The sequence below is a fragment of the Anaerotruncus sp. AF02-27 genome, assembly GCF_003465835.1.
Lineage (GTDB): Bacteria > Bacillota > Clostridia > Oscillospirales > Ruminococcaceae > Anaerotruncus > Anaerotruncus rubiinfantis.
In genome coordinates, this window is sequence record NZ_QSBX01000002.1 from 249317 (window position 1) to 267944 (window position 18628).

Here is an 18628-nt window from a genome sequence, read left to right on the forward strand (position 1 = left end):
CCCAGCCGCTTTTACAGCTACGATTAGTATTCTACCCTAAAAGGGACAGCTTTTCAAGTAGCTTCGCAAACTTTTCTGCGCCCGGCACCATTAAAAAATCGACTTTTGTCAATGTTTTTGTGAATAATATGATAAATAGGTACACAATGCCCCCAATTCCGATGGAAACCAGCGTCGAAAGCCGCTCCGGAAGCAAACTTGCCAACATTTCCCAGCTTAATTTTGCCGCAATTCCACACAAAATTCCGGCAAAAAGCGGCTTGCCAAATACCCCGATTACCGGGATTTCAACATCGGTTGTCCGGATGAGCACCCACAGGCTCACCAGCAGAACAAATGCGTAACACCCCAGTGTTCCAATCGGCGCTGCCTGAATATTGAGCTGCGGAACCGGCACCAGCAGATAATTCATTGCAAGCTTGAGAAGCCCGCCGATAAAAAGCAGCTTCACCGGCAGATCCGCATGGCCGAGCGCCTGCAGGATCGCGTTGACCGGCAGCGAAAGCGCCACAAAGATCGCGCTGATCCCCATGACGCGCAGTGCGGGCGCGATCACGGCAACCTCCATCGGTTTTGTAAAATAGAGCAGGTGCATGATTGGTTCCGCCAGCGCGCAGATGCCAAAACCCGCGGGCATCGCGATCAGCGACGCGATGCGCAGAGCGGAGGAAACGTTGCGGGTCAGGCGGACACGGTCGCGGGAGGCCCATGCCGCCGAAACCGCCGGAAGCAGGCTCACTCCGATCGTCGTGGTCAGCGACGGCACCAGATTATAAATCGGAACCGCAAGGCCGGAATAGCAGCCGTAGAGGTAGGAGCCGAGCTTATCGAGCCCCACCCCTTCCGGGATCGCTCCCGCATACATCCCGGTGATGAGCGGGGCGTTTTCCGCAATCGCTTCATTCAGCTGGTTCATAACCGAGATAAGATCGATGAATGTGGTTAGATTCGCAATGACCGATGCCACACAGACCGGCAGGGCGATTGCCAGCAGCCGCCGCACCAGCGTCCCGGCCGGGGAACTGTGCGGCGCGGCCCGCCACTGGCCGCTGCTGATTCCCACCTTTCCCAGTTTGTGGCGCGCCACCATATAAAGCGCGCCGCAAACCGTGCTGAGGGTTACGCCAAGGATCGCTCCCGCCGCCGCAAACGGCAGCACCGCGAGCTGCGCTTGCTCCGACGATGGGCAGGCCGTCCCGAACACCGTCCCTGCCCGTGCGAATTCACGCATCCCGGCCAGGGTGATCAGATAGGCCAGCGCCAGCCCAAAAATAAGCTTGGCCACCGCTTCCACAATCTGCGAGACCGCGGTCGGGACCATGTCCTGCAGCCCCTGCCAGTAGCCTCGGAAAGCCGCCATCACACAGCCGAAAAAAAGTGCGGGCGCAAGCATCCAGATGGCATAACAGGCGTCCGGGTTGTCAACCAGGCCGGCAAACCAGCGCGCCCCAACAAACATCAGGATTGTTCCGCAGCTCCCAATTGAGACAAATACGGTTGCGGAAACACGCAGGAGCCTGCGCGCGTCCCGCGCACGCCCGCAAGCGATGCTCTCGCTCACAAGCTTTGAAACCGCTACCGGTACGCCCGACACAAACAGCGCATAAAGCGGATAATAGAGGTCATAAGCAACATTGAAATAGCTCATGCCCACACCGCCGAGGATATTGGTCAGCGGGATCTTGAACAGTACCCCGATCACTTTGACAGTCATCGTTCCCGCCGCCAGCACCATGGTGCCGTACAGATAGCCCTGTTTGTGCTGCTGGTTCATCCGTTTCCCTCCGCCTGAAAAAGATAATATAGCTTTATGAACGCACAGCGGCAATTATGATTGCATTCCCCGGCTTGATCGGTTAAAATGATACCACTGAACAATTGGAAGGATGCAAAAACATGGTTACAATCGGCATTATCTGTGCAATGGACAGCGAATTTGATCTCATCAAGCAGGCCTGCTCCCATGGGAAGACCGAAACCTCCGGGCGTTTCACTTTCTATGTGGCGGAATATGGCGGAAAACGGGTGGTCGCCTCCCTGTGCGGCGTGGGCAAGGTAAACGCCGCTGCCTGCACGCAGGCGATCATCTCCGGCTACCGGCCCGACTACTTTCTCAACAGCGGCGTAGCGGGCGCGCTTTCCGGACGGCTGCATATCCTCGACATCGTGGTTGCGGACGAACTTGTTTATCACGATCTGGAAGAACGGCTGCTCGAAAATTATTTCCCGCGCTGCGGACGTTTCAAGGCGGACAAACGCTTGCAGGCGCTCGTTCAGGAAATCTGCGCCGGACAGCAGATCCCCTGCATCACCGGACGGATCACCTCCGGGGACCAGTTTGTCACCGATTCCGCCGTGAAGGATCGGATCTTTTCCGCGACCAGCGCGGACGCAATCGAAATGGAAGGCTGCGCGGTGGGACATGTCTGCTATCTAAACGAGGTGCCGTTTGCAATCGTACGGTGCATTTCGGACGGCGCGGACGACCAGGGGGATATGGATTATGACACCTTTGTCGGACATGCCGCCAAACGTTGTGCAAAGCTCACCCTTGCCCTGATTGAACGGATCTGACAAAAAAAGTGCGCTTAAAAATAAGCGCACTTTTCTATGTTTTGGAACCGTTTTAGACCCAGCCGGTTTCTTCCAGCGGAACAAGGTCACGAATCCGGTTATTGTAAAGCGAACGGTACATGGCAAGCGCCATCAAAAGTGAAGCGATCTCCGCGACTGGAAAGGCGATCCACACGCCGTCCAGCCCAATCCATTTTGCCATCAGCCACGCTACCGGCAAGATGACGACCAGCTGCCGCGTCACCGACATGAGCAGGCTGAACATCCCGTTTCCAACCGCTTGGAACACCGAGGAAAAGACAATGCTGATTCCCGCGCCCAAAAAGCTGATGCTGATGATCCGAAGCGCTGTAACGCCGATCTGGAGCATCGCCGGGGATGCATTGAAAATCTGGAGAAGCGGCCTAGGAAAAATCTGGAATATCACCGTCCCCACTGCCATGATGCAGGTCGAATAGCAAAGCCCGTGTTTGACGGCCGCTGTGATCCGATCCCTTTTGCGCGCCCCAAAATTATACGCCACAATCGGGATAAGGCCATTGTTAAGTCCAAAAATCGGCATAAAAACAAAGCTCTGCAGTTTGAAATAGACACCGAAAACCGCAGCGGCGGTTTCGGTGAACGGAATGAGGATCTTATTCATCCCAATTGTCATCACCGTCGCGATCGACTGCATGATGATCGAAGGGACGCCAACCTTGTAGATTTCCCCAATAATCCGCGCGCTTGGACGAAAATGCCGGAAGTCAAGCCTGATCTCCCGGTTGTAGAAATGATTCAGCACAAGCCCCAGCGCCATCCCAAAGATCTGGCCCGCCACCGTCGCGATCGCGGCGCCTTTTACCCCCATTTTCGGCATACCGCAGAGCCCGAAAATAAAAATCGGGTCCAGGATGATATTGGTGATCGCGCCGCCGCCCTGGGTGAGCATATAAAAAATCGTATTGCCGGTGGCCTGCATAATACGTTCCACTGCAAACTGCATAAACACGCCGAACGACATCACCGTGCAGACGGTCAGATAATCGGCTCCCATCGAAACGATCTCCGCATTGTCGGTAAACATGCGGAAAAAGGGCTCGGCAAAGAGCAGTCCCGCCACCGCAAAAACCAGCCCGCTGAGCAATCCGAGCAGCAGACCATTTTCCGCGGTGGCGTTTGCATCGGCAAAATTGCGTTCACCCAGCTTGCGGGACAGGAGCGAGTTGATCCCAACACCTGTGCCGACCGCCACCGCAATGATCAGGTTCTGCACCGGAAACGCCAACGAAACAGCAGTCAGTGCGTTTTCGCTGATCTGCGCCACAAAGACGCTGTCGACAACGTTATAAAGCGCCTGCACCAGCATCGAACCGATAATCGGCAGCGACATGCTCAGCAGCAAAGGCCCGACCGGCATGACACCCATCTTATTTTCTTTTCTCTCTTCCATTCCTTTTCCAATCCTCTTTTCTATAAGTGGCAATATATTATAACATAGCCGCATAGAAAAAGAAACTGTTTTCCAGAAAGCTCCGCGCACCAGGGGGCCTGCCTTGCAAACCGGCGGACGGTGTGGTATCATAGCCGCAGGGCGCCGGCCTGGCCCCGTCCGTCCCGCACCCCAAATATGCCGCCGGAAGATCCGGATCTGGAGGAAAAAATGGCTGATATTGCAATCGTCTATGCATCGGTCCACCACGGAAACACCAAAAAGCTGCTGGAAAAAGCCGCGCAGATGCTCGAAATCGACCTCTATGACGCCGCGCAGGACTGCCCGCTGGATCTGTCCCATTACAAAGCAGTCGGGTTCGCATCCGGCATTTACATGTCCGCTTTCCATAAATCGCTCGATGCCTATCTGGCGCAAAACCCGTTTCTTCCCCCCAAAACCTTCCTTGCCTATACGAGCGGGAGCGGCGGGAAAAAATATGCCGCAAAATTTGAAGCGGCTCTGCGTGAAAAGGGATTGCAGGTCCTGGGGACCTTCCAATGTAAGGGGTACGATACCTTCGGGCCGTGGAAGCTGATTGGCGGCATTGCAAAAGGACGCCCATCAAAACAGGATGCCGACGATTTAATCGATTTTATGCGGGAGCAGGTTTTACACTTTCTTTGATACAAAAAGGCTTCGTCCCATGGGACGAAGCCTTTTTCGCTTTTCAAACCGCGGTTTATTCCTCCGCGCCGGACGTATCCTGCGCATCTGTTTTCGGAGCGGGCTGTTCCTCTTGGGCAGGCTCCTCCGCCTTCTCTTCCGTCTTCAGGGCCGCGCCGCACCGCGCGCAGTAAATCGCGCCAATCGGATTTGCCGCCATGCAGTTCGGACATTTTACAACGTTTTTCATCTCATCGATCTTTGCGTTGAGCGCCTCGAGTTCCTCAAGCTGTGCAGTGATTTCCGCAATGCACATGTCGATCAGTTCCTCATTCTCCGCACCCGCCTTATTGAGCTCATAGATAATTTCACCGAGCTTCAGGTAATTCGCGTCAATATCCGACTTGAGCTGGGTGGCCTGCATCCGCAGCTTTGCCAGTTCGGTCAGTTCCTGCGCCTTGTTTCCGGCCACATTGGCCAGTTCTTTCGCTTTCAAAAACAGTTCGTCAAATCCGCTCATCTATGTTGACCTCCCATTATTTTTCTAGTTACATTATACCCTACCGCATCTGCCAATACAAGGGACCGATGACCTGCAAAATGTAAACTTTTATCACAGATCCTGTCAGATCCCGCCCTGTCCATAAAAGGCGCGGACCCGATCCTTGCGTTCCCGCGCGGCTTCAGGCCGGGCGATGTATTCATAGGGATATTTGTAGTTGTAAATCCGCTCGATCTCCCCTGTCATGGGATGGCGCAGTTTGGTCGACGCACCCGCCCCTACCGCAAGGACCGTGTGGGTTTCGTCCATGATATAGATATTGTAGAGCCCTTCTCTGCCAGGCTTGGCGTACCCGACGTTTTCAAGGCTCGAAAGCGACCCGGTCTGCCGGTAGAGGTAATACGGCCCATATCCTGCCGCTGCGAGCGTTCGCCGTGCATAATCCACCATGCCGCCTACAAGCATAAGCTCGCTTTTCGCCTCCTCAAAAGCCAGCCGCGCAGCGCGTTTGACAGTCAGCGTGTGCACTGTGACATTTTCCGGCTCCATTGCGGCCACACCGTCGAGGCTTGCCCGGAACCCTTCCGGCGTGTCAGACGGCAAACCCGCGATCAGATCCATGTTGATATTGTCAAAACCACAGTTCCGCGCCAGCGCAAAGGCGTCGCGCACCTCGGCGGCGGAATGTTTGCGGCCGATTGCCCCCAGCACCTTATCCGAAAGGGTCTGCGGGTTGATGCTGATTCGATCCGCGCCCGCCGCCTTGATGACCGAGAGCTTGTCCGCGTCGATCGTATCCGGCCGGCCGGCCTCCACCGTGTATTCCCAAAGCTCCCGCAGGTCGAAGTGATCCGCGATCACGCCCATGACCCGTCCAAGCTGCGCGGCGGAAAGGGTCGTCGGCGTGCCGCCGCCGAAATAGACAGTGCGCAGCTTGAGATGCAGGTCGGAAGCGATCTTTGCCGTATGGATCAGCTCTTCACAGAGCCGGTCCACATAATCTGGTATCAGCTTCGCGGCCTTTTCCACCGTGTGGGACACGAATGAACAGTAAGCGCACCGGGTCGGGCAGAACGGGATCGAGACGTAAAGCGAAAAGCTGTCCGGCGTCGAACGCGCGAGCAGCGGCCGTTCGGCCAGCGCGGTCTCCCGCACGAGCGAAAAACGTTCTTCGCTCAGAAGGCAGCCGTCAATGAAATGACGGCGCAGCGCTTTTTCGTCCATGCCCGCGTCCATCCGCGATAGGAACAGTTTCACCGGTCGGATGCCGGTCAGAACGCCCCATTGCGGCCGGATGCCGGTCGCCCGCGAAAGGATCTGGTAAAGCAGCACGCCGAACTTGTGTTCAATATCCGCAGGCTGGTCGGCCGGCGACAGGTCATCAAACTCCGAAAGCCCCCACCGGCGGCATTCGGCCAAGAGCAGGCCGTCCGCAAGCCGTGTACAGAGGCTGTCCCTGTCGTCCGCGGGCGGCGCGCCTTCGCTCACCGTGACCTTCTCACCTGGGAAAAACATCTGTGCCACCCGCTGCAGCTCGTAACCAAATGTGTGGTTTTCAATATACAGAATCATTCGATTGTTTCCCGCAGGTACTGGTTATACTTACGCTCGTGGGAAAGGGTGCTCTCCGGGCCATGGCCAGGCAGCACCCGGTAGTCACCGTCGAGCGCCGCCAGCTTTTTAACCGAACGGATTTCGGTCGCATAGTCGCCGCCGTAGAGGTCGGCGCGGCCGATGTCCTCCAAAAACAGCGTGTCGCCGGTGAAAAGCAGGTCGCCGCACCGGTAGGTCACACCGCCGCGGGTATGTCCCGGGGTATCAAAAACCTCAAAGCGCAGCTCACCCACTGTGATGGCGTCGCCCTCTTTCAGCAGTTCATCCGGGGTCATCACATATGCGCCGCCCATGCCATGAGAGCGTGCGAGGCTCTTCGCCGGGTCGGCAAGCTGCTCCGCATCGTTTTCCCCGATCGCCAGCTTGCAGCCGAATTTCTCCGCAACCGCTTTCGCCGCGCCGATATGGTCGTGATGCCCATGGGTGAACAGAATATATTCCGGCGTGAGGCCCTTTGCCTCGATGAATGAGATGAGTTTTTCCGCCTGCGCGCCCGGGTCGATCACAGCGCATCTGCCGCTGTCGTCCGCTGCGATATAACAGTTGGTCCCAAGCGGGCCGACCGGTTTGATATAAAGTTTCATCCATATGCCTCCTGTCCGTATGGGATGCGTTTATTTTTTCATGATCTCATTGGTGTCGAGAATGATGGTCACCGGGCCGTCGTTCTCGATCGAAACGAGCATATCCGCCCCGAAAGAACCGGTCTGTACTAGGCCGGCGCCGGCATCCTTTGCCGCGGCCACAAACCGCTCATAAAGCGAATTGGCGGTTTCAGGCCTGGCCGCGTTGGTGAAGGACGGACGCCGCCCATGCCGCGCATCGGCGCAGAGGGTAAAATTCGACACCACCAGCATCCCGCCGCCAATATCCAGGAGCGAACGGTTCAGCTTGCCGTTTTCATCCTCAAAGATGCGCAGATTGGCTGTTTTTTCCGCAAGAAAATCCGCCTCATCCACGCCGTCGCCGTCCACAACGCCGAGCAGAATTGCGAGCCCCTGCCCGATCTCCCCCACCGTTTCTCCCGCGATGGTCACTTTCGCGCTTTTTACACGCTGCAATACCGCTTTCATAAAAGCTCCTTTAAAAAGTTTATTCAGGGAGGTTACTGCACAGACCTCGTGACGCTTTCCACACCCGGGATCTTCTGCAGCTGCCCGATAATGAAATTGAGCTGTTCGATATCGCTGACTGTGAAGGTCACGCTCACGATGTTGATCCCCTGTTTGACCTCGCGCGCCATCAGTGTGGAAATAGAGATGCGCATCGAAGAAAGCGCCACCGAAATATCGGCCAGCGCGCCGATGCGGTCGTCGGTCACAATTTCTATCGTGCTCTTGAAATGCTCCTTTTTGGCCGATTCCATCGCCCATTCGGCCTTCACCCAGCGCTCCGCGTTATTTGGGTCGCTGATCGAAGAAAGGACGTTCTGACAGTCCTTTTTGTGGATCGAAACACCGAATCCCCGTGTGACAAAACCGATGATCTCGTCCCCCGGCAGCGGGTTGCAGCAGCGCGCAAACTTCACAAGGCAGCTGTCCAGCCCTTCGACAATTACGCCGCTTGAGGCGCCCTTTCCCTTCTTCGGCTGCTTGGTGAGCACCCGCTCGGTCGGGTCCACAGGCTCAGCTGTGCGGTACTGCCGCACAAATTCGTCCTTGACGCGCGGCATGATCTTTGAAAGCAGAACGCCGCCGTACCCGATCGCCGCGAGGAAATCGTCCACTGTTTCAAATTTCTGTTTCTTGGCGATGATGCTGAGAAATTCTTTGTCCTTGCCTTCTGGCAGATTGATCATGTTGCGTCGGAATTCCTTTTCGAGCTCGGTTTTTCCCTGCACGATGTTTTCTTCGCGGCGCTCCTTTTTATACCAGTTGCGGATCTTGTTGCGCGCTTCCGAAGTGCGCACGATCTTGAGCCAGTCGCGGCTCGGCGCGTGATCCTTGGCGTTTGTGGTCACAATTTCGACGATCTGCCCGGTTTTCACCTCAGTGTCGAGCGCGACCATCCGCCCGTCAATCTTTGCGCCGACCATCCGGTTTCCGACCGCGGTGTGGATGGCATAGGCAAAATCGATGACGGTCGAGCCGACCGGCAGGCTGATAACATCTCCCTTTGGGGTGAATACGTAGACCTCCTCCGGCGACAGGTCGCTCTTGATCGAACGGACGATGTCCTCCACGTCGTCAGATTCCTTCTGGTTCTCGATGAGCTGGCGGATCCAGGCGAGCCGCTCCTCGAGCTTGTCACGGCCGGTGATGCCAGCCTTGTATTTCCAGTGCGCCGCGATGCCGTATTCCGCCGTGTGGTGCATATCCCAAGTGCGGATCTGCACCTCGAACGGGATTGCTTCCTTGTCGATCACCGTCGTGTGGAGCGACTGGTACATATTCGGCTTCGGGGTCGAGATATAGTCCTTGAACCGGTTCGGGATCGGCCGGAACAGGTCGTGGATGATGCCGAGGATATTATAGCACTCGAACACCGAATCGACGATGATGCGCACCGCGTAGACGTCAAAGATCTCCTCAAAGGATTTCCCCTGGATATAGACCTTGCGGTAGATGCCGTAGACACTCTTGACGCGGCCGTCGATATAGACGTCGCTGTATTCGCTCTCAAGGCGCTCGCGGATCTTTTGCTTGATCTTTTCCAGAAAATGCAGGCGATCGGCCTTCTTGAGGTCAAGCATACTTTCAATCTCATGGTAGGCGACCGGATCAAGGTAGCGCAGCGAGATATCCTCAAGTTCCTCCTTGACCGCGCGGATACCAAGCCTGTGCGCCAGCGGCGCGTAGACCTCCATCGTTTCAAGCGCCTTATCGCGGCGCTTCTGTTCCGGCATAACCTCGATGGTGCGCATATTGTGCAGCCGGTCGGCCAGCTTTATAATAATGACGCGCACATCCTGCGCCATCGCGAGCAGCATCTTGCGGACGTTTTCGGCCTGCTGTTCCTCCCGGGAGGTGAAGCTGATCTTGCCCAGTTTGGTCACGCCGTTCACAAGCAGCGCGACATCCTCGCCGAACTGCTTCTGCACCTGTTCGATCGATGTCTCGGTGTCCTCAACCACGTCGTGCAAAAGCGCCGCCGTGATACACTCGCTGTCCATGCCAAGGTCCACCAGAATGATCGCCACCGCGATCGGGTGGGAGATATACGGCTCGCCGGAAACACGGCACTGCCCTTCGTGCGCCGCGTATGCAAGCTCATAGGCAGCCATGATCTTTTCCCGGTCATAGCTTTTTCCGCTCTTTTGGATGCTCTCCAAAAGTTCATCTATCACATAATATTTCATCGCGTTCCTCCATCACGGGCGATTGCCCGCAACCAGCATCGCTTTCCCGTCGCTGGGAATCAGCCTGTTTCACAGGCAGGGTCCATGTTTTCGGACCGCAGGTTTTTTAGAATCCTGGATTGGGAGATATCCACCCTGGCCGGGTTCGGAACAACCGAAAACTGATTCGCGCCGCCCGCCTGCCTGCGGGTGATGAGCTGCATCTCGTCCAATACGTCGATTGCAATTTTCACCTTGCAAAGGCAGGAGATATTCCCGCTGAGTTTTGCATAAATCACTTCGTCCGGCGCAGAAAGGTTCCCTTTCGCGCGCAGGTAACGGTAGACAACCGCAATATCGTCCCGGTCCGGCACCAGCGCTTCCCGCCCGGGCAGCGCCGGTGTTTCCCGGCGCATCAGCTGCTGGTACGCCTGTTCCGAATGGTGAATTTTATCATAATCCATCCCGGAGAGATGGATATCTTTCACCTTGATGGAAACCCGCTGTTCCCCGTTCCATTCACTCACATCCACCGTTACCGCGAGGTCGACCACTTCGCCCACGGCATAAGGGAAATTTTTCTGGGTCATTCCAAAATAGACCGCAAAGAAAACCGTGCCGTCCCCCGCAAACCGCAGCCGCAGATGTTTTCCATCCCCGATGGGATAGATCCCCTGGACAGTGCAGTTCCGGATTGCAAAAACGGGAAGCTCATTGCCCGAACCAAACGGTTCAAGCTGGGAGAGCGGCAGGATATCCTTCACTTCAAGCTCGTTCGGGGAAACCTCACAGTCGATGTGGATCGTCTGCTGTGGCATTTCAGGGTAGTTCTGCGCCGCCCATTCGTTGATGGCCGCGATAAAGTTCTCAAGTTCTCCGCCGCGCACCGTGAGTCCCGCCGCCTGATTATGCCCGCCGTAGCGGACCAGATACTGTGAACAGGCATTGATTGCATCGATGATTGAGAAGCCCTCCACGCTGCGGGCCGAGCCGCGCGCGGTATCGCCTTCGACCGAAAGCACAATACACGGCTTTCCGAACCGTTCGACCATCCGCGACGCAACAATGCCGACGATCCCGTGATGCCAGTTCTCCCCGTGGATTACCACAACCCGCTGGGAAAGCGCCTGCGGGTCGTTTTCCAGCTGCGCCAGGATTTCGGTGACAATCTCATCCTCCACCGCGCGGCGTTGCTCATTGAGCGAATTGATGCCGCTTGCAAGTTCCTCAAGCCCTTCGCCCTCGCCCACAAACAGTTCGATCGCGCTGTCCACGCTGTCAAACCGTCCCGCGGAATTGATCCGCGGCACCAGCCCATAGGCGATCTGTTCACAGGAAAGGGATTTATCCGCCATGCCGCAGACGCGGATCAGAGCCGCGAGACCTTCGTTGTCGGTATTTTGAAGGATCTGCAGGCCGCGCCGGACAATCAGCCGGTTTTCTCCCACCAGCGGCACGATATCCGCAATGGTCGCCACCGCGACGATATCGCCGTAACGATCAAGCATCATGCCGCCGTCGTCCTCCTCGAGCGCACAGACCAGCTTGAAAGCCACGCCCACGCCCGCGAGATAATCACAGCCGCTCTCATCGTCAAGACGGTGCGGGTCAACCACCGCAACCGCTTCGGGAAGAACTTCCCGCGGTTTATGATGGTCGGTGATCACGATATCAAGGCCAATGGAGCTGGCATATTCGACCTCTCCGATGGCGGTGATGCCGTTATCCACCGTGACAACCAGCCCAACACCGTCGTCACGGATCAGCTTTAATGCGTCAAGATTGAGCCCATAGCCCTCCTTATCGCGCTGCGGGATGTAATAACAGATATCCGCCCCGACTGATTCAAGATAGCTGTAAAGCAGGACGGTGGCCATGATCCCGTCACAGTCATAATCTCCGTAAATGGCGATCCGCTCGCCGTTCTCTATCGCCCGGCGGATACGCGTTACCGCCCGGTCCATATCTTTCAGCAGAAACGGATCGAAAAATTGTTCCGACTGCTGGAAAAATCCGGCCATCTTTTCCGCCGTGTCGTATCCCCTGCCGAAAAGCACCCGCGCAACAATGAGCGGCAGCTTGAGTTCCTTTGCAAGCTGTCCCGCAGCCGCGTCGTCGCCGGGTTTTAAATCCCAATGTTTGATCGGCACCTGGTATTCCTCCGTAGTTACAGAATTTCAGACTATTTTTTATTGTACCACTTTTTGCAGAAAATTACAATAACGGCTGCCGATCACATTCCAATATGCCACCTTCTAGTGGCATATTGTCCTTCTCCAAGTAAAATTATGGTAATATTCAGATTAGGAGGTGGCCCAATGTATCAACGCCTGAAAGAAATGCGCCTAGAACACGGACTTACCGAACGGGAAGTTGCAGACGCCTTGGGATGCACTATTCAGACCTATCAGAAATATGAAAGCGGTAAAAAAGAGATCTTTTCCAATACTCTTTTAAAACTGTGCAATTTCTATCAGGTCAGTGCCGACTATCTTCTCGATTTGACCGATAGTCTGAGTCCTTACTCAAAATGAAAGGCGCGGCCACAGGCCGCGCCTTTCGTTCCTTTTTTCTTGAAAAAGGAACCGAAAAAACGCCTGAAGGGGCGCTGTGGCGCAAGCTATGGGGGCGCAGCCCCCATTCCCCCGCAAACTTTCGAGAAAGTTTGATCAAAGCTTTTGGCTGTGCGCGCAGCGCATTTCAATCCGTTCGTCCTCTTTCGGCGCAGCCGGTTTTCGCAAGGTTGCGAAAACCCGTCCCGCGTGCTTTTTATCACGCGGAACACCGCGTTTTGTCTAAGCAGATTGCGCGCCGTTTCTGCCGAAGGCAGCCTTCACGGCGCGCATTACGAGCCGCAGCGAGTATTTCGGAGGCCAACCGCCGCAAAGCGGCGGCTCTTAGGCCGTAGATCGGGGTTGCGGGGTGTCCCCGCGCGTGTTCTTTCCCCCATTTCTTGCACGAGCAAGAAATGGGGCCGCCGGAGGCATTCCCATCGACTGCAAAACGCAAAAAGCCCCGCTCTTTCGAGCAGGGCTTTTTCATCTTATTCAGCCTCGGCAGGGACCTCGCCTTTGGCGCCGTCCGGGCCGGCTTCATACACAACCGCGGATGCTTCCTCAGCAGCTTGGACATCCGCTTCAGCGGCGGCTTCCTGCGCTTTCTTTTCCTCTTCAAGCAGCGCGCGCATCGAAAGGCTGACGCGCTTTTTCTCGGTATCGAGCTCGGTGATCTTCACCTCGACCTCCTGGCCGATTGCGAGCACGTCGGAAGGCTTATTGATCCGCTCGGTGGAAATCTGGCTGATGTGGATCAGACCGTCAACACCCGGAATGATCTGAGCAAACGCGCCGAACGGGGTCATCGAAACAACCTTAACGGTGCAGACGGTTCCCACATCATATTTGTTTTTCATGATCTCCCAAGGATTATCCTCAGATTTCTTGTAGCCAAGCGAAATCTTCTTATTTTCAGCATCAATATCCTTGATGTAAACTTCGATGCTGTCACCGACGTTTACAACCTCGGACGGATGTTTGATGCGGTTCCAGCTCAGTTCGGAAATATGCACCATGCCATCCACGCCGCCCAGATTGACGAACGCACCGTAGCTGGTGAGGGATTTTACAACGCCGGTATAATGTTTACCGACTTCGACTTCCTGCCAGAACTTGTCCTCAAGCTCCTTCTTCTGCTCACGCAGAACGGCACGAATCGAACCAACGGCACGCTTGCGCTGGCGGTTGACTTCCAGAATCTTAAACTGGACCTTCTGCTTGAGCAGGTCTTCCAGGTTGTCATTGCGGGAAAGAGTTGCCTGAGAAGCCGGAATAAAGACCTTGACACCATTGGTCAGGACAAGGATACCGCCCTTGATGACTTCCACAACCGTACCTTCAAGGATTTCCTCGGTATCAGCGGCGCCCATCACCTTTTCAAAGCCCGCGATCGCATCGAGGCGTTTCTTCGAGAGCATTACGGTTCCTTCCACGTCGTTTACGCGGACGACGAGCAGTTCCATTTCATCTCCGACCTTGACGAGGTCTTCCACCTTCGCGTTCGGATCATCCGTCAACTCAGAAAGAGGCACATAACCGGCATGCTTCGTACCGATATCCACTGAGATCTCATTCGGCGCAAGACCTGTAACGACCGCGGTTACCTTCTCCCTGTTATATATTGTTTTGAAGGATTGATCCAACATCTCCTCAAAAGAAAGCTCGTCCTGATCTTTTAAAATCTCACTCATTGTCCTATGTACCTCCTTAATTATGCAAGCCGGAGTCGACGCGCCGGCCGTAACACCAATGCTATTATAACCGCCCAGATGGAGATCATACAGTTCGCGCGCATCTTCAATTAAGAAAGTATCGCAACACTTTTCACAGATCTGCGCAAGCTTCAGGGTATTTGAACTGTTGCGTCCGCCCACCACAATCATGGCATCGCTTTCGGCCGCAAGACGCTTTGCTTCCAACTGGCGTTTTTCCGTAGCAATACATATTGTATCAAAAATCTTGAGTTTTGTACACACCTTTTTTAGTTTTTCTACACATTTTTCCCATTCCAGCAGGGAAAAAGTAGTTTGTGCTACCAATGTAAACGATTTATCGCAATTTTCCCTAATTTCTGGGAGCTTTTCCTCCAATTCCTGCGCGGAACGAAACGCAATCATCTTGCCATGACAGAATCCAGCAATCCCCTTCACTTCCGGATGCTCCGGATTCCCAGCGATCAGCAGAATATTTTCCCCGGAATATTCCGCCGCGATCCGGTGGATTTTCTCTACAAACGGGCAGGTCGCGTCGATCACCCGGCAGCCCATCCGCGAGAGCTCCTCATACACCTCTTTTGACACGCCATGCGAACGGATGATGACGCATTTTCCATCCGTGTTATCAGAAAGCTTCTCAATCGGATGGATTCCCAGTTCCGACAGCTGCCGCACAATCTGCGGATTGTGGATGATCTCCCCGAGCGTGCAGGTCGGCTCCCCGCTTTTCGCCTGGGCGAAAGCCGCGTCAACCGCGCGCTGCACGCCGAAACAGAATCCTGCCGTATCCGCTACCCGTATCTTCAAACGATCCCCTCCATCAGCTTGACAATCTCATCCATGATCAGATGGCTTGCATCCTTGAGTTCCCGCGGTGAATTGACTCCCGGCGTAAAACCGAACCGTTCGTTTTTGATAAGCTCCCCGTAGCAGATGGTCACTTTGGTGCGAAACCCGAGCCTGTCGCCGTAGCAGACCGCGCATGGCAGCACATCCGCGCCGGTCTGCATCGCAATGAGCGCGGCGCCCGAACGCGGACGCTGCAGCTTCCCGTCTTTCGAGCGGGTGCCCTCCGGGAACATCCCAAGCACCCGTCCCTCCCGGATGAGTTCCTCCGCCCATTCAATCGCGCCCGAATCGCCTTTTCCGCGTTCAACCGGAAACGCGCCCAAGCCTTTGAGCAGACATCCAAGCAGCTTGTTGCGGAAAAGTTCTGCCTTCGCCATATAGTGGACCTGCTTATGAATCCCCACCGCCACAAAAAGCGGGTCAAAATTGCTGCGGTGATTCGCGACAAGGATATAGCCCTGATCTTTCGGAATATTTTCCCTGCCGGTGACGCGGACGCCAAACAGGATGCGGATCAGCGCCATGCAGGCGCACCAGCCGATTTTATACAGCATCTTTCAGCTTCTCCTTCACGACCTTCATCATTTTCGAAACCGCTTCTTCCAGCGTGCAGCCGTCGGTTTCCACACGAACGGCATCCTCCGCCTGTTTGAGCGGTGCGATCGGACGGGTCATGTCGTTGTGGTCGCGCAGCTTCACCTCTTCAAGAAGCTTCTCGTAATCCACCTGATGCCCTTTTGCGATGAGCTCCTCGTACCGCCGCTGCGCGCGTTCCTCCGGCGAAGCGGTCAGATAGATCTTGATCTGCGCCTGCGGCAGCACAACCGTTCCGATATCCCGGCCGTCCATGACCACATTGTGCTCCTGGGCCATATTGCGCTGCAAAGCAAACAGGAAGGTGCGCACCTCCGGAATGGCGCTGACATTGCTCGCGGCCATTGAGATTTCAGGCCGGCGGATATCCTCCGAAACGTCGTATCCATTCAGGAACACCCGCTGCTCGTCCTTCACAAACCGCAGCTCCACCTTCACACCCGAAAGCAGCCTTGCCACCTGCCCGGCGTCGGCGGTGTTCGCGCCGTTGGCCGTCGCGAACAGCCCAATGGCGCGGTAAAGTGCGCCTGTGTCCACATAGATATAGCCCAGCTCACGGGCAATTGCCCGCGCGATGGTGCTTTTGCCGGCGCCCGCCGGCCCGTCAATTGCGATTGAGATCATCCCTGGACCTCCAATAAAATTATTCTTCCGCACAGATTCCCCGCGCCGCGAGGAATGCCGTGGAATATGCGATCTGTAAATTATAGCCGCCGGTGAAAGCGTCCACATCGAGCACCTCACCCGCAAAATAGAGCCCCGGCACAAGCTTCGACCGCATTGTTCTGGGGTCTACCTCTCTGACTGAAACGCCGCCCGCAGTGATGACCGCTTCATCGATCGGGCGCAGCGCCTTCGGGGTAAGTGGAAAGGATTTGATGAGTCCCGCGAGCTTTTTCCGCTGCTCCTTTGTGACCGAATGCACCTTCGTGCCCCCCGGAATCCCGGAAAGCCTCACCACCACCGGGATGAGCGTGCGCGGTAAAAGTTTATCCAAGGCGTTGTCAAAATCGCGGTTTTGATACTCCGCAAAATCCCGCAGGAGCCGCGCGTCCAGCTGCTGTTCGCTGAGCCCCGGTTTGAGGTCGATTGCGAACCGGTAGCTTTCGGGCGCATCCTTCATATAGGCCGAAGCCGAAAGCACCAGCGGACCGGACACGCCGAAATGGGTGAACAGCATCTCGCCGAGTTCCGAATAAACCGCCTTGCCCTTCTGGTTTTTGAGGGTCAGCGTGACGTTTTTGAGCGAAAGCCCCATCAATTCGGCGCAGAAGCTCTCCCGGCAAATGACCGGTACCAGCGACGGACGCGGCGGCACGATCGTGTGCCCAAGCGCTTTTGCCATCCGGTAGCCGTCTCCGTCCGACCCGGTCAGCGGGTAGCTGCGGCCGCCGGTTGCAATCACGGCCGCGCCGGCGGGAAGAAGCTCCCCGCTTTCCAGCCGCACGCCGCTCACCCGGCCATCCTGCCGCTCCACCGCGACCGCGCGCTCCCCAAGCAGGAACTTTGCGCCCGCATCCTTCGCAAAGCGGGTCATCGCGTCAACGATGTCCACGGCTTTATCAGAAACCGGAAATACCCGGTTGCCCCGCTCAGTTTTGAGCGGGACCCCCAGGCCCTCAAAAAACGCCATCGCGTCCTGCGGCGCAAAGGCATTGACCGCACTATATAAAAAACGCCCGTTCGTACGGACATTTTTAATGAAATCGTCCGGTGCACAGTTGTTCGTCACGTTGCAGCGGCCTTTGCCGGTGATCATCACCTTGCGCGCGGGCCGCGTGTTTCTGTCAAGGACGGTGACGGCGCAGCCCTCCCGCGCGGCAAAACCCGCGCAGAGAAGCCCGGCCGCGCCACCGCCGATCACGATCACATTGCTCAAATTTTCTCTTCCTCGTGTTTTTCGTAGACTTCGTACTCATCCCAGATCTGTTCGAGCCGCTCATAGGTCTTGGCAACCTCGTCGTGCTTTTTGAGCCCGACCGCCACGATCAGCGCATTCACAAGCGAAAGCGGCGCAACCAGCGAATCGATGAACGAAACCATGTCGCTGCGGGCGATAAGCACGTGGTCGGCCACGTCCGCCAGCGGGGATTTCTGGGAATCTGTGATGGCAATGACTTTCGCGCCGTTCGCGCGCGCAAAATGGGACGCCTGCACCGTACGTTTTGAATAACGCGGGAACGAAAGCCCGATGAATACGTCGTCCGGGCCGATACGCATGATCTGCTCGAACATTTCGGCGCGGCTTGTGGTGTTGATGAGCTTCACATTCGGGAAGATGTGAGTGAAGTAAAAGCTCATAAACTGTGCGAGCGCCGCCGCTGAACGCACGCCGATAATATAGATCGCCTTCGAGCGGCAGATCGTTTCGACCGCCGAGTCGAAGTCGGTTTCACTCGCCTCTTCCAGCGTCCGGCGGATTTTTTCGATATCCTTGTTGAGCACCTTGGCCAGCACATTGGTGTTCTCCAACTGGTCGCTGGTGACGTCCATGCGCTGTACGGTCGTCAGCTTGTTGCGGATCAGCTCCTGCAGAGCCTTCTGTAATTCCGGATAACCCGCGAAACCGATCTCCGACGCAAACCGCACCACAGTGGATTCGCTCACGCCGACCGTGGTTCCCAGCTTCGAGGCGGTCATGAACGCCGCCTTATCAAAATGATTTATAATGTAGGATGCAATCAGCCGCTGGCCTTTTGAAAATTCCGGCGTCATCCGGCCGATTACCGTCAACAAATCCTTGCCCATCGTCTGTCCCTTCCCGTTTCAATTTTTGCAAAGCAAATTTCCTTTCATATGATACCGTAAACCCCTTGGAAAATCAAGCGAGAAACCGAAAATAGCACGAAAAAATGCAGGATTTTTCGCAAA

16 protein-coding genes are annotated in these 18628 nt (G+C 55.8%); 3 read left to right on the forward strand and 13 right to left on the reverse strand.

Going from position 1 to position 18628, the window contains the following annotated elements; translation table 11 throughout:
* Window positions 1-31: 31 nt before the first annotated feature.
* Window positions 32-1774 (reverse strand): polysaccharide biosynthesis protein, encoded by a 1743-nt coding sequence (locus DWV16_RS03310; RefSeq protein WP_066459232.1) that lies wholly within the window; start codon window positions 1772-1774, stop codon window positions 32-34.
* A 122-nt stretch (window positions 1775-1896) separates the two neighbouring features.
* Here DWV16_RS03310 and DWV16_RS03315 point away from each other — a divergent pair, with 122 nt between their 5' ends.
* Window positions 1897-2574, forward strand: coding sequence for a 5'-methylthioadenosine/adenosylhomocysteine nucleosidase (locus DWV16_RS03315; protein WP_066459230.1), 678 nt, complete (start codon window positions 1897-1899; stop codon window positions 2572-2574).
* 52 nt (window positions 2575-2626) lie between these two features.
* On the opposite strand, the gene DWV16_RS03320 is transcribed toward DWV16_RS03315, so the two are convergent.
* Window positions 2627-4006: an MATE family efflux transporter gene (locus DWV16_RS03320; RefSeq protein WP_066459228.1), complete on the reverse strand. Its 1380-nt coding sequence runs from the start codon at window positions 4004-4006 to the stop codon at window positions 2627-2629.
* A gap of 210 nt (window positions 4007-4216) precedes the next feature.
* Between DWV16_RS03320 and DWV16_RS03325 the strand changes: the two genes are divergently transcribed.
* Window positions 4217-4672 (forward strand): flavodoxin domain-containing protein, encoded by a 456-nt coding sequence (locus DWV16_RS03325; RefSeq protein WP_118477835.1) that lies wholly within the window; start codon window positions 4217-4219, stop codon window positions 4670-4672.
* 55 nt (window positions 4673-4727) lie between these two features.
* Here the strand turns inward: DWV16_RS03325 and DWV16_RS03330 are convergent, their stop codons facing one another.
* The 6 genes from DWV16_RS03330 to recJ form a co-directional block, all read right to left on the reverse strand.
* Window positions 4728-5171, reverse strand: a complete 444-nt coding sequence (locus DWV16_RS03330) for a zinc ribbon domain-containing protein (RefSeq protein WP_118477773.1) — start codon at window positions 5169-5171, stop codon at window positions 4728-4730.
* Between the two features lie 105 nt (window positions 5172-5276).
* Window positions 5277-6725, reverse strand: coding sequence for a coproporphyrinogen dehydrogenase HemZ (gene hemZ, locus DWV16_RS03335; RefSeq protein WP_118477774.1), 1449 nt, complete (start codon window positions 6723-6725; stop codon window positions 5277-5279).
* Window positions 6722-7351 carry an MBL fold metallo-hydrolase gene (locus DWV16_RS03340; RefSeq protein ID WP_118477775.1) on the reverse strand — a complete coding sequence of 210 codons (630 nt, stop codon included), beginning with the start codon at window positions 7349-7351 and terminating at the stop codon, window positions 6722-6724. Before DWV16_RS03340 ends, hemZ begins: the two co-directional genes overlap by 4 nt.
* A 30-nt stretch (window positions 7352-7381) precedes the next feature.
* Window positions 7382-7840, reverse strand: a complete 459-nt coding sequence (gene dtd / locus DWV16_RS03345; RefSeq protein WP_066459220.1) for a D-aminoacyl-tRNA deacylase — start codon at window positions 7838-7840, stop codon at window positions 7382-7384.
* A gap of 32 nt (window positions 7841-7872) precedes the next feature.
* Window positions 7873-10065, reverse strand: coding sequence for a bifunctional (p)ppGpp synthetase/guanosine-3',5'-bis(diphosphate) 3'-pyrophosphohydrolase (locus DWV16_RS03350; protein ID WP_118477776.1), 2193 nt, complete (start codon window positions 10063-10065; stop codon window positions 7873-7875).
* A gap of 59 nt (window positions 10066-10124) precedes the next feature.
* Window positions 10125-12194: a single-stranded-DNA-specific exonuclease RecJ gene (gene recJ, locus DWV16_RS03355; RefSeq protein ID WP_118477777.1), complete on the reverse strand. Its 2070-nt coding sequence runs from the start codon at window positions 12192-12194 to the stop codon at window positions 10125-10127.
* A gap of 168 nt (window positions 12195-12362) precedes the next feature.
* Between recJ and DWV16_RS18965 the strand changes: the two genes are divergently transcribed.
* Window positions 12363-12578: a helix-turn-helix domain-containing protein gene (locus DWV16_RS18965; protein ID WP_158572764.1), complete on the forward strand. Its 216-nt coding sequence runs from the start codon at window positions 12363-12365 to the stop codon at window positions 12576-12578.
* 509 nt (window positions 12579-13087) lie between these two features.
* Here the strand turns inward: DWV16_RS18965 and DWV16_RS03365 are convergent.
* From DWV16_RS03365 to DWV16_RS03385, 5 genes are read right to left on the reverse strand one after another with little or no spacing between them, the layout of a single operon-like run.
* Window positions 13088-15121, reverse strand: a complete 2034-nt coding sequence (locus DWV16_RS03365; RefSeq protein ID WP_066459209.1) for a bifunctional 4-hydroxy-3-methylbut-2-enyl diphosphate reductase/30S ribosomal protein S1 — start codon at window positions 15119-15121, stop codon at window positions 13088-13090.
* A complete protein-coding gene (locus tag DWV16_RS03370; RefSeq protein WP_118477779.1) occupies window positions 15118-15717 on the reverse strand; it encodes a 1-acyl-sn-glycerol-3-phosphate acyltransferase in 600 nt (199 codons plus the stop codon). The genes DWV16_RS03365 and DWV16_RS03370 overlap by 4 nt, the downstream gene beginning before the upstream one ends.
* Window positions 15707-16381, reverse strand: coding sequence for a (d)CMP kinase (cmk, locus tag DWV16_RS03375; protein WP_066459201.1), 675 nt, complete (start codon window positions 16379-16381; stop codon window positions 15707-15709). The genes DWV16_RS03370 and cmk overlap by 11 nt, the downstream gene beginning before the upstream one ends.
* A gap of 19 nt (window positions 16382-16400) precedes the next feature.
* Window positions 16401-17627: an NAD(P)/FAD-dependent oxidoreductase gene (locus tag DWV16_RS03380; protein WP_341423467.1), complete on the reverse strand. Its 1227-nt coding sequence runs from the start codon at window positions 17625-17627 to the stop codon at window positions 16401-16403.
* A gap of 5 nt (window positions 17628-17632) precedes the next feature.
* The gene (locus DWV16_RS03385; protein ID WP_118477780.1) at window positions 17633-18505 is read right to left on the reverse strand and encodes a MurR/RpiR family transcriptional regulator; all 873 of its coding nucleotides are present in this window, start codon (window positions 18503-18505) and stop codon (window positions 17633-17635) included.
* Window positions 18506-18628 lie beyond the last annotated feature (123 nt).

What these genes read in the sequence shown, in the direction of transcription:
- DWV16_RS03310 (WP_066459232.1), bottom strand. Translation starts at nt 1,774, where the DNA reads ATGAACCAGCAGCACAAACAGGGCTATCTGTACGGCACCATGGTGCTG.
- DWV16_RS03315 (WP_066459230.1), top strand. Translation starts at nt 1,897, where the DNA reads ATGGTTACAATCGGCATTATCTGTGCAATGGACAGCGAATTTGATCTC.
- DWV16_RS03320 (WP_066459228.1), bottom strand. Translation starts at nt 4,006, where the DNA reads ATGGAAGAGAGAAAAGAAAATAAGATGGGTGTCATGCCGGTCGGGCCT.
- DWV16_RS03325 (WP_118477835.1), top strand. Translation starts at nt 4,217, where the DNA reads ATGGCTGATATTGCAATCGTCTATGCATCGGTCCACCACGGAAACACC.
- DWV16_RS03330 (WP_118477773.1), bottom strand. Translation starts at nt 5,171, where the DNA reads ATGAGCGGATTTGACGAACTGTTTTTGAAAGCGAAAGAACTGGCCAAT.
- hemZ (WP_118477774.1), bottom strand. Translation starts at nt 6,725, where the DNA reads ATGATTCTGTATATTGAAAACCACACATTTGGTTACGAGCTGCAGCGG.
- DWV16_RS03340 (WP_118477775.1), bottom strand. Translation starts at nt 7,351, where the DNA reads ATGAAACTTTATATCAAACCGGTCGGCCCGCTTGGGACCAACTGTTAT.
- dtd (WP_066459220.1), bottom strand. Translation starts at nt 7,840, where the DNA reads ATGAAAGCGGTATTGCAGCGTGTAAAAAGCGCGAAAGTGACCATCGCG.
- DWV16_RS03350 (WP_118477776.1), bottom strand. Translation starts at nt 10,065, where the DNA reads ATGAAATATTATGTGATAGATGAACTTTTGGAGAGCATCCAAAAGAGC.
- DWV16_RS18965 (WP_158572764.1), top strand. Translation starts at nt 12,363, where the DNA reads ATGTATCAACGCCTGAAAGAAATGCGCCTAGAACACGGACTTACCGAA.
- DWV16_RS03370 (WP_118477779.1), bottom strand. Translation starts at nt 15,717, where the DNA reads ATGCTGTATAAAATCGGCTGGTGCGCCTGCATGGCGCTGATCCGCATC.
- cmk (WP_066459201.1), bottom strand. Translation starts at nt 16,381, where the DNA reads ATGATCTCAATCGCAATTGACGGGCCGGCGGGCGCCGGCAAAAGCACC.
- DWV16_RS03385 (WP_118477780.1), bottom strand. Translation starts at nt 18,505, where the DNA reads ATGGGCAAGGATTTGTTGACGGTAATCGGCCGGATGACGCCGGAATTT.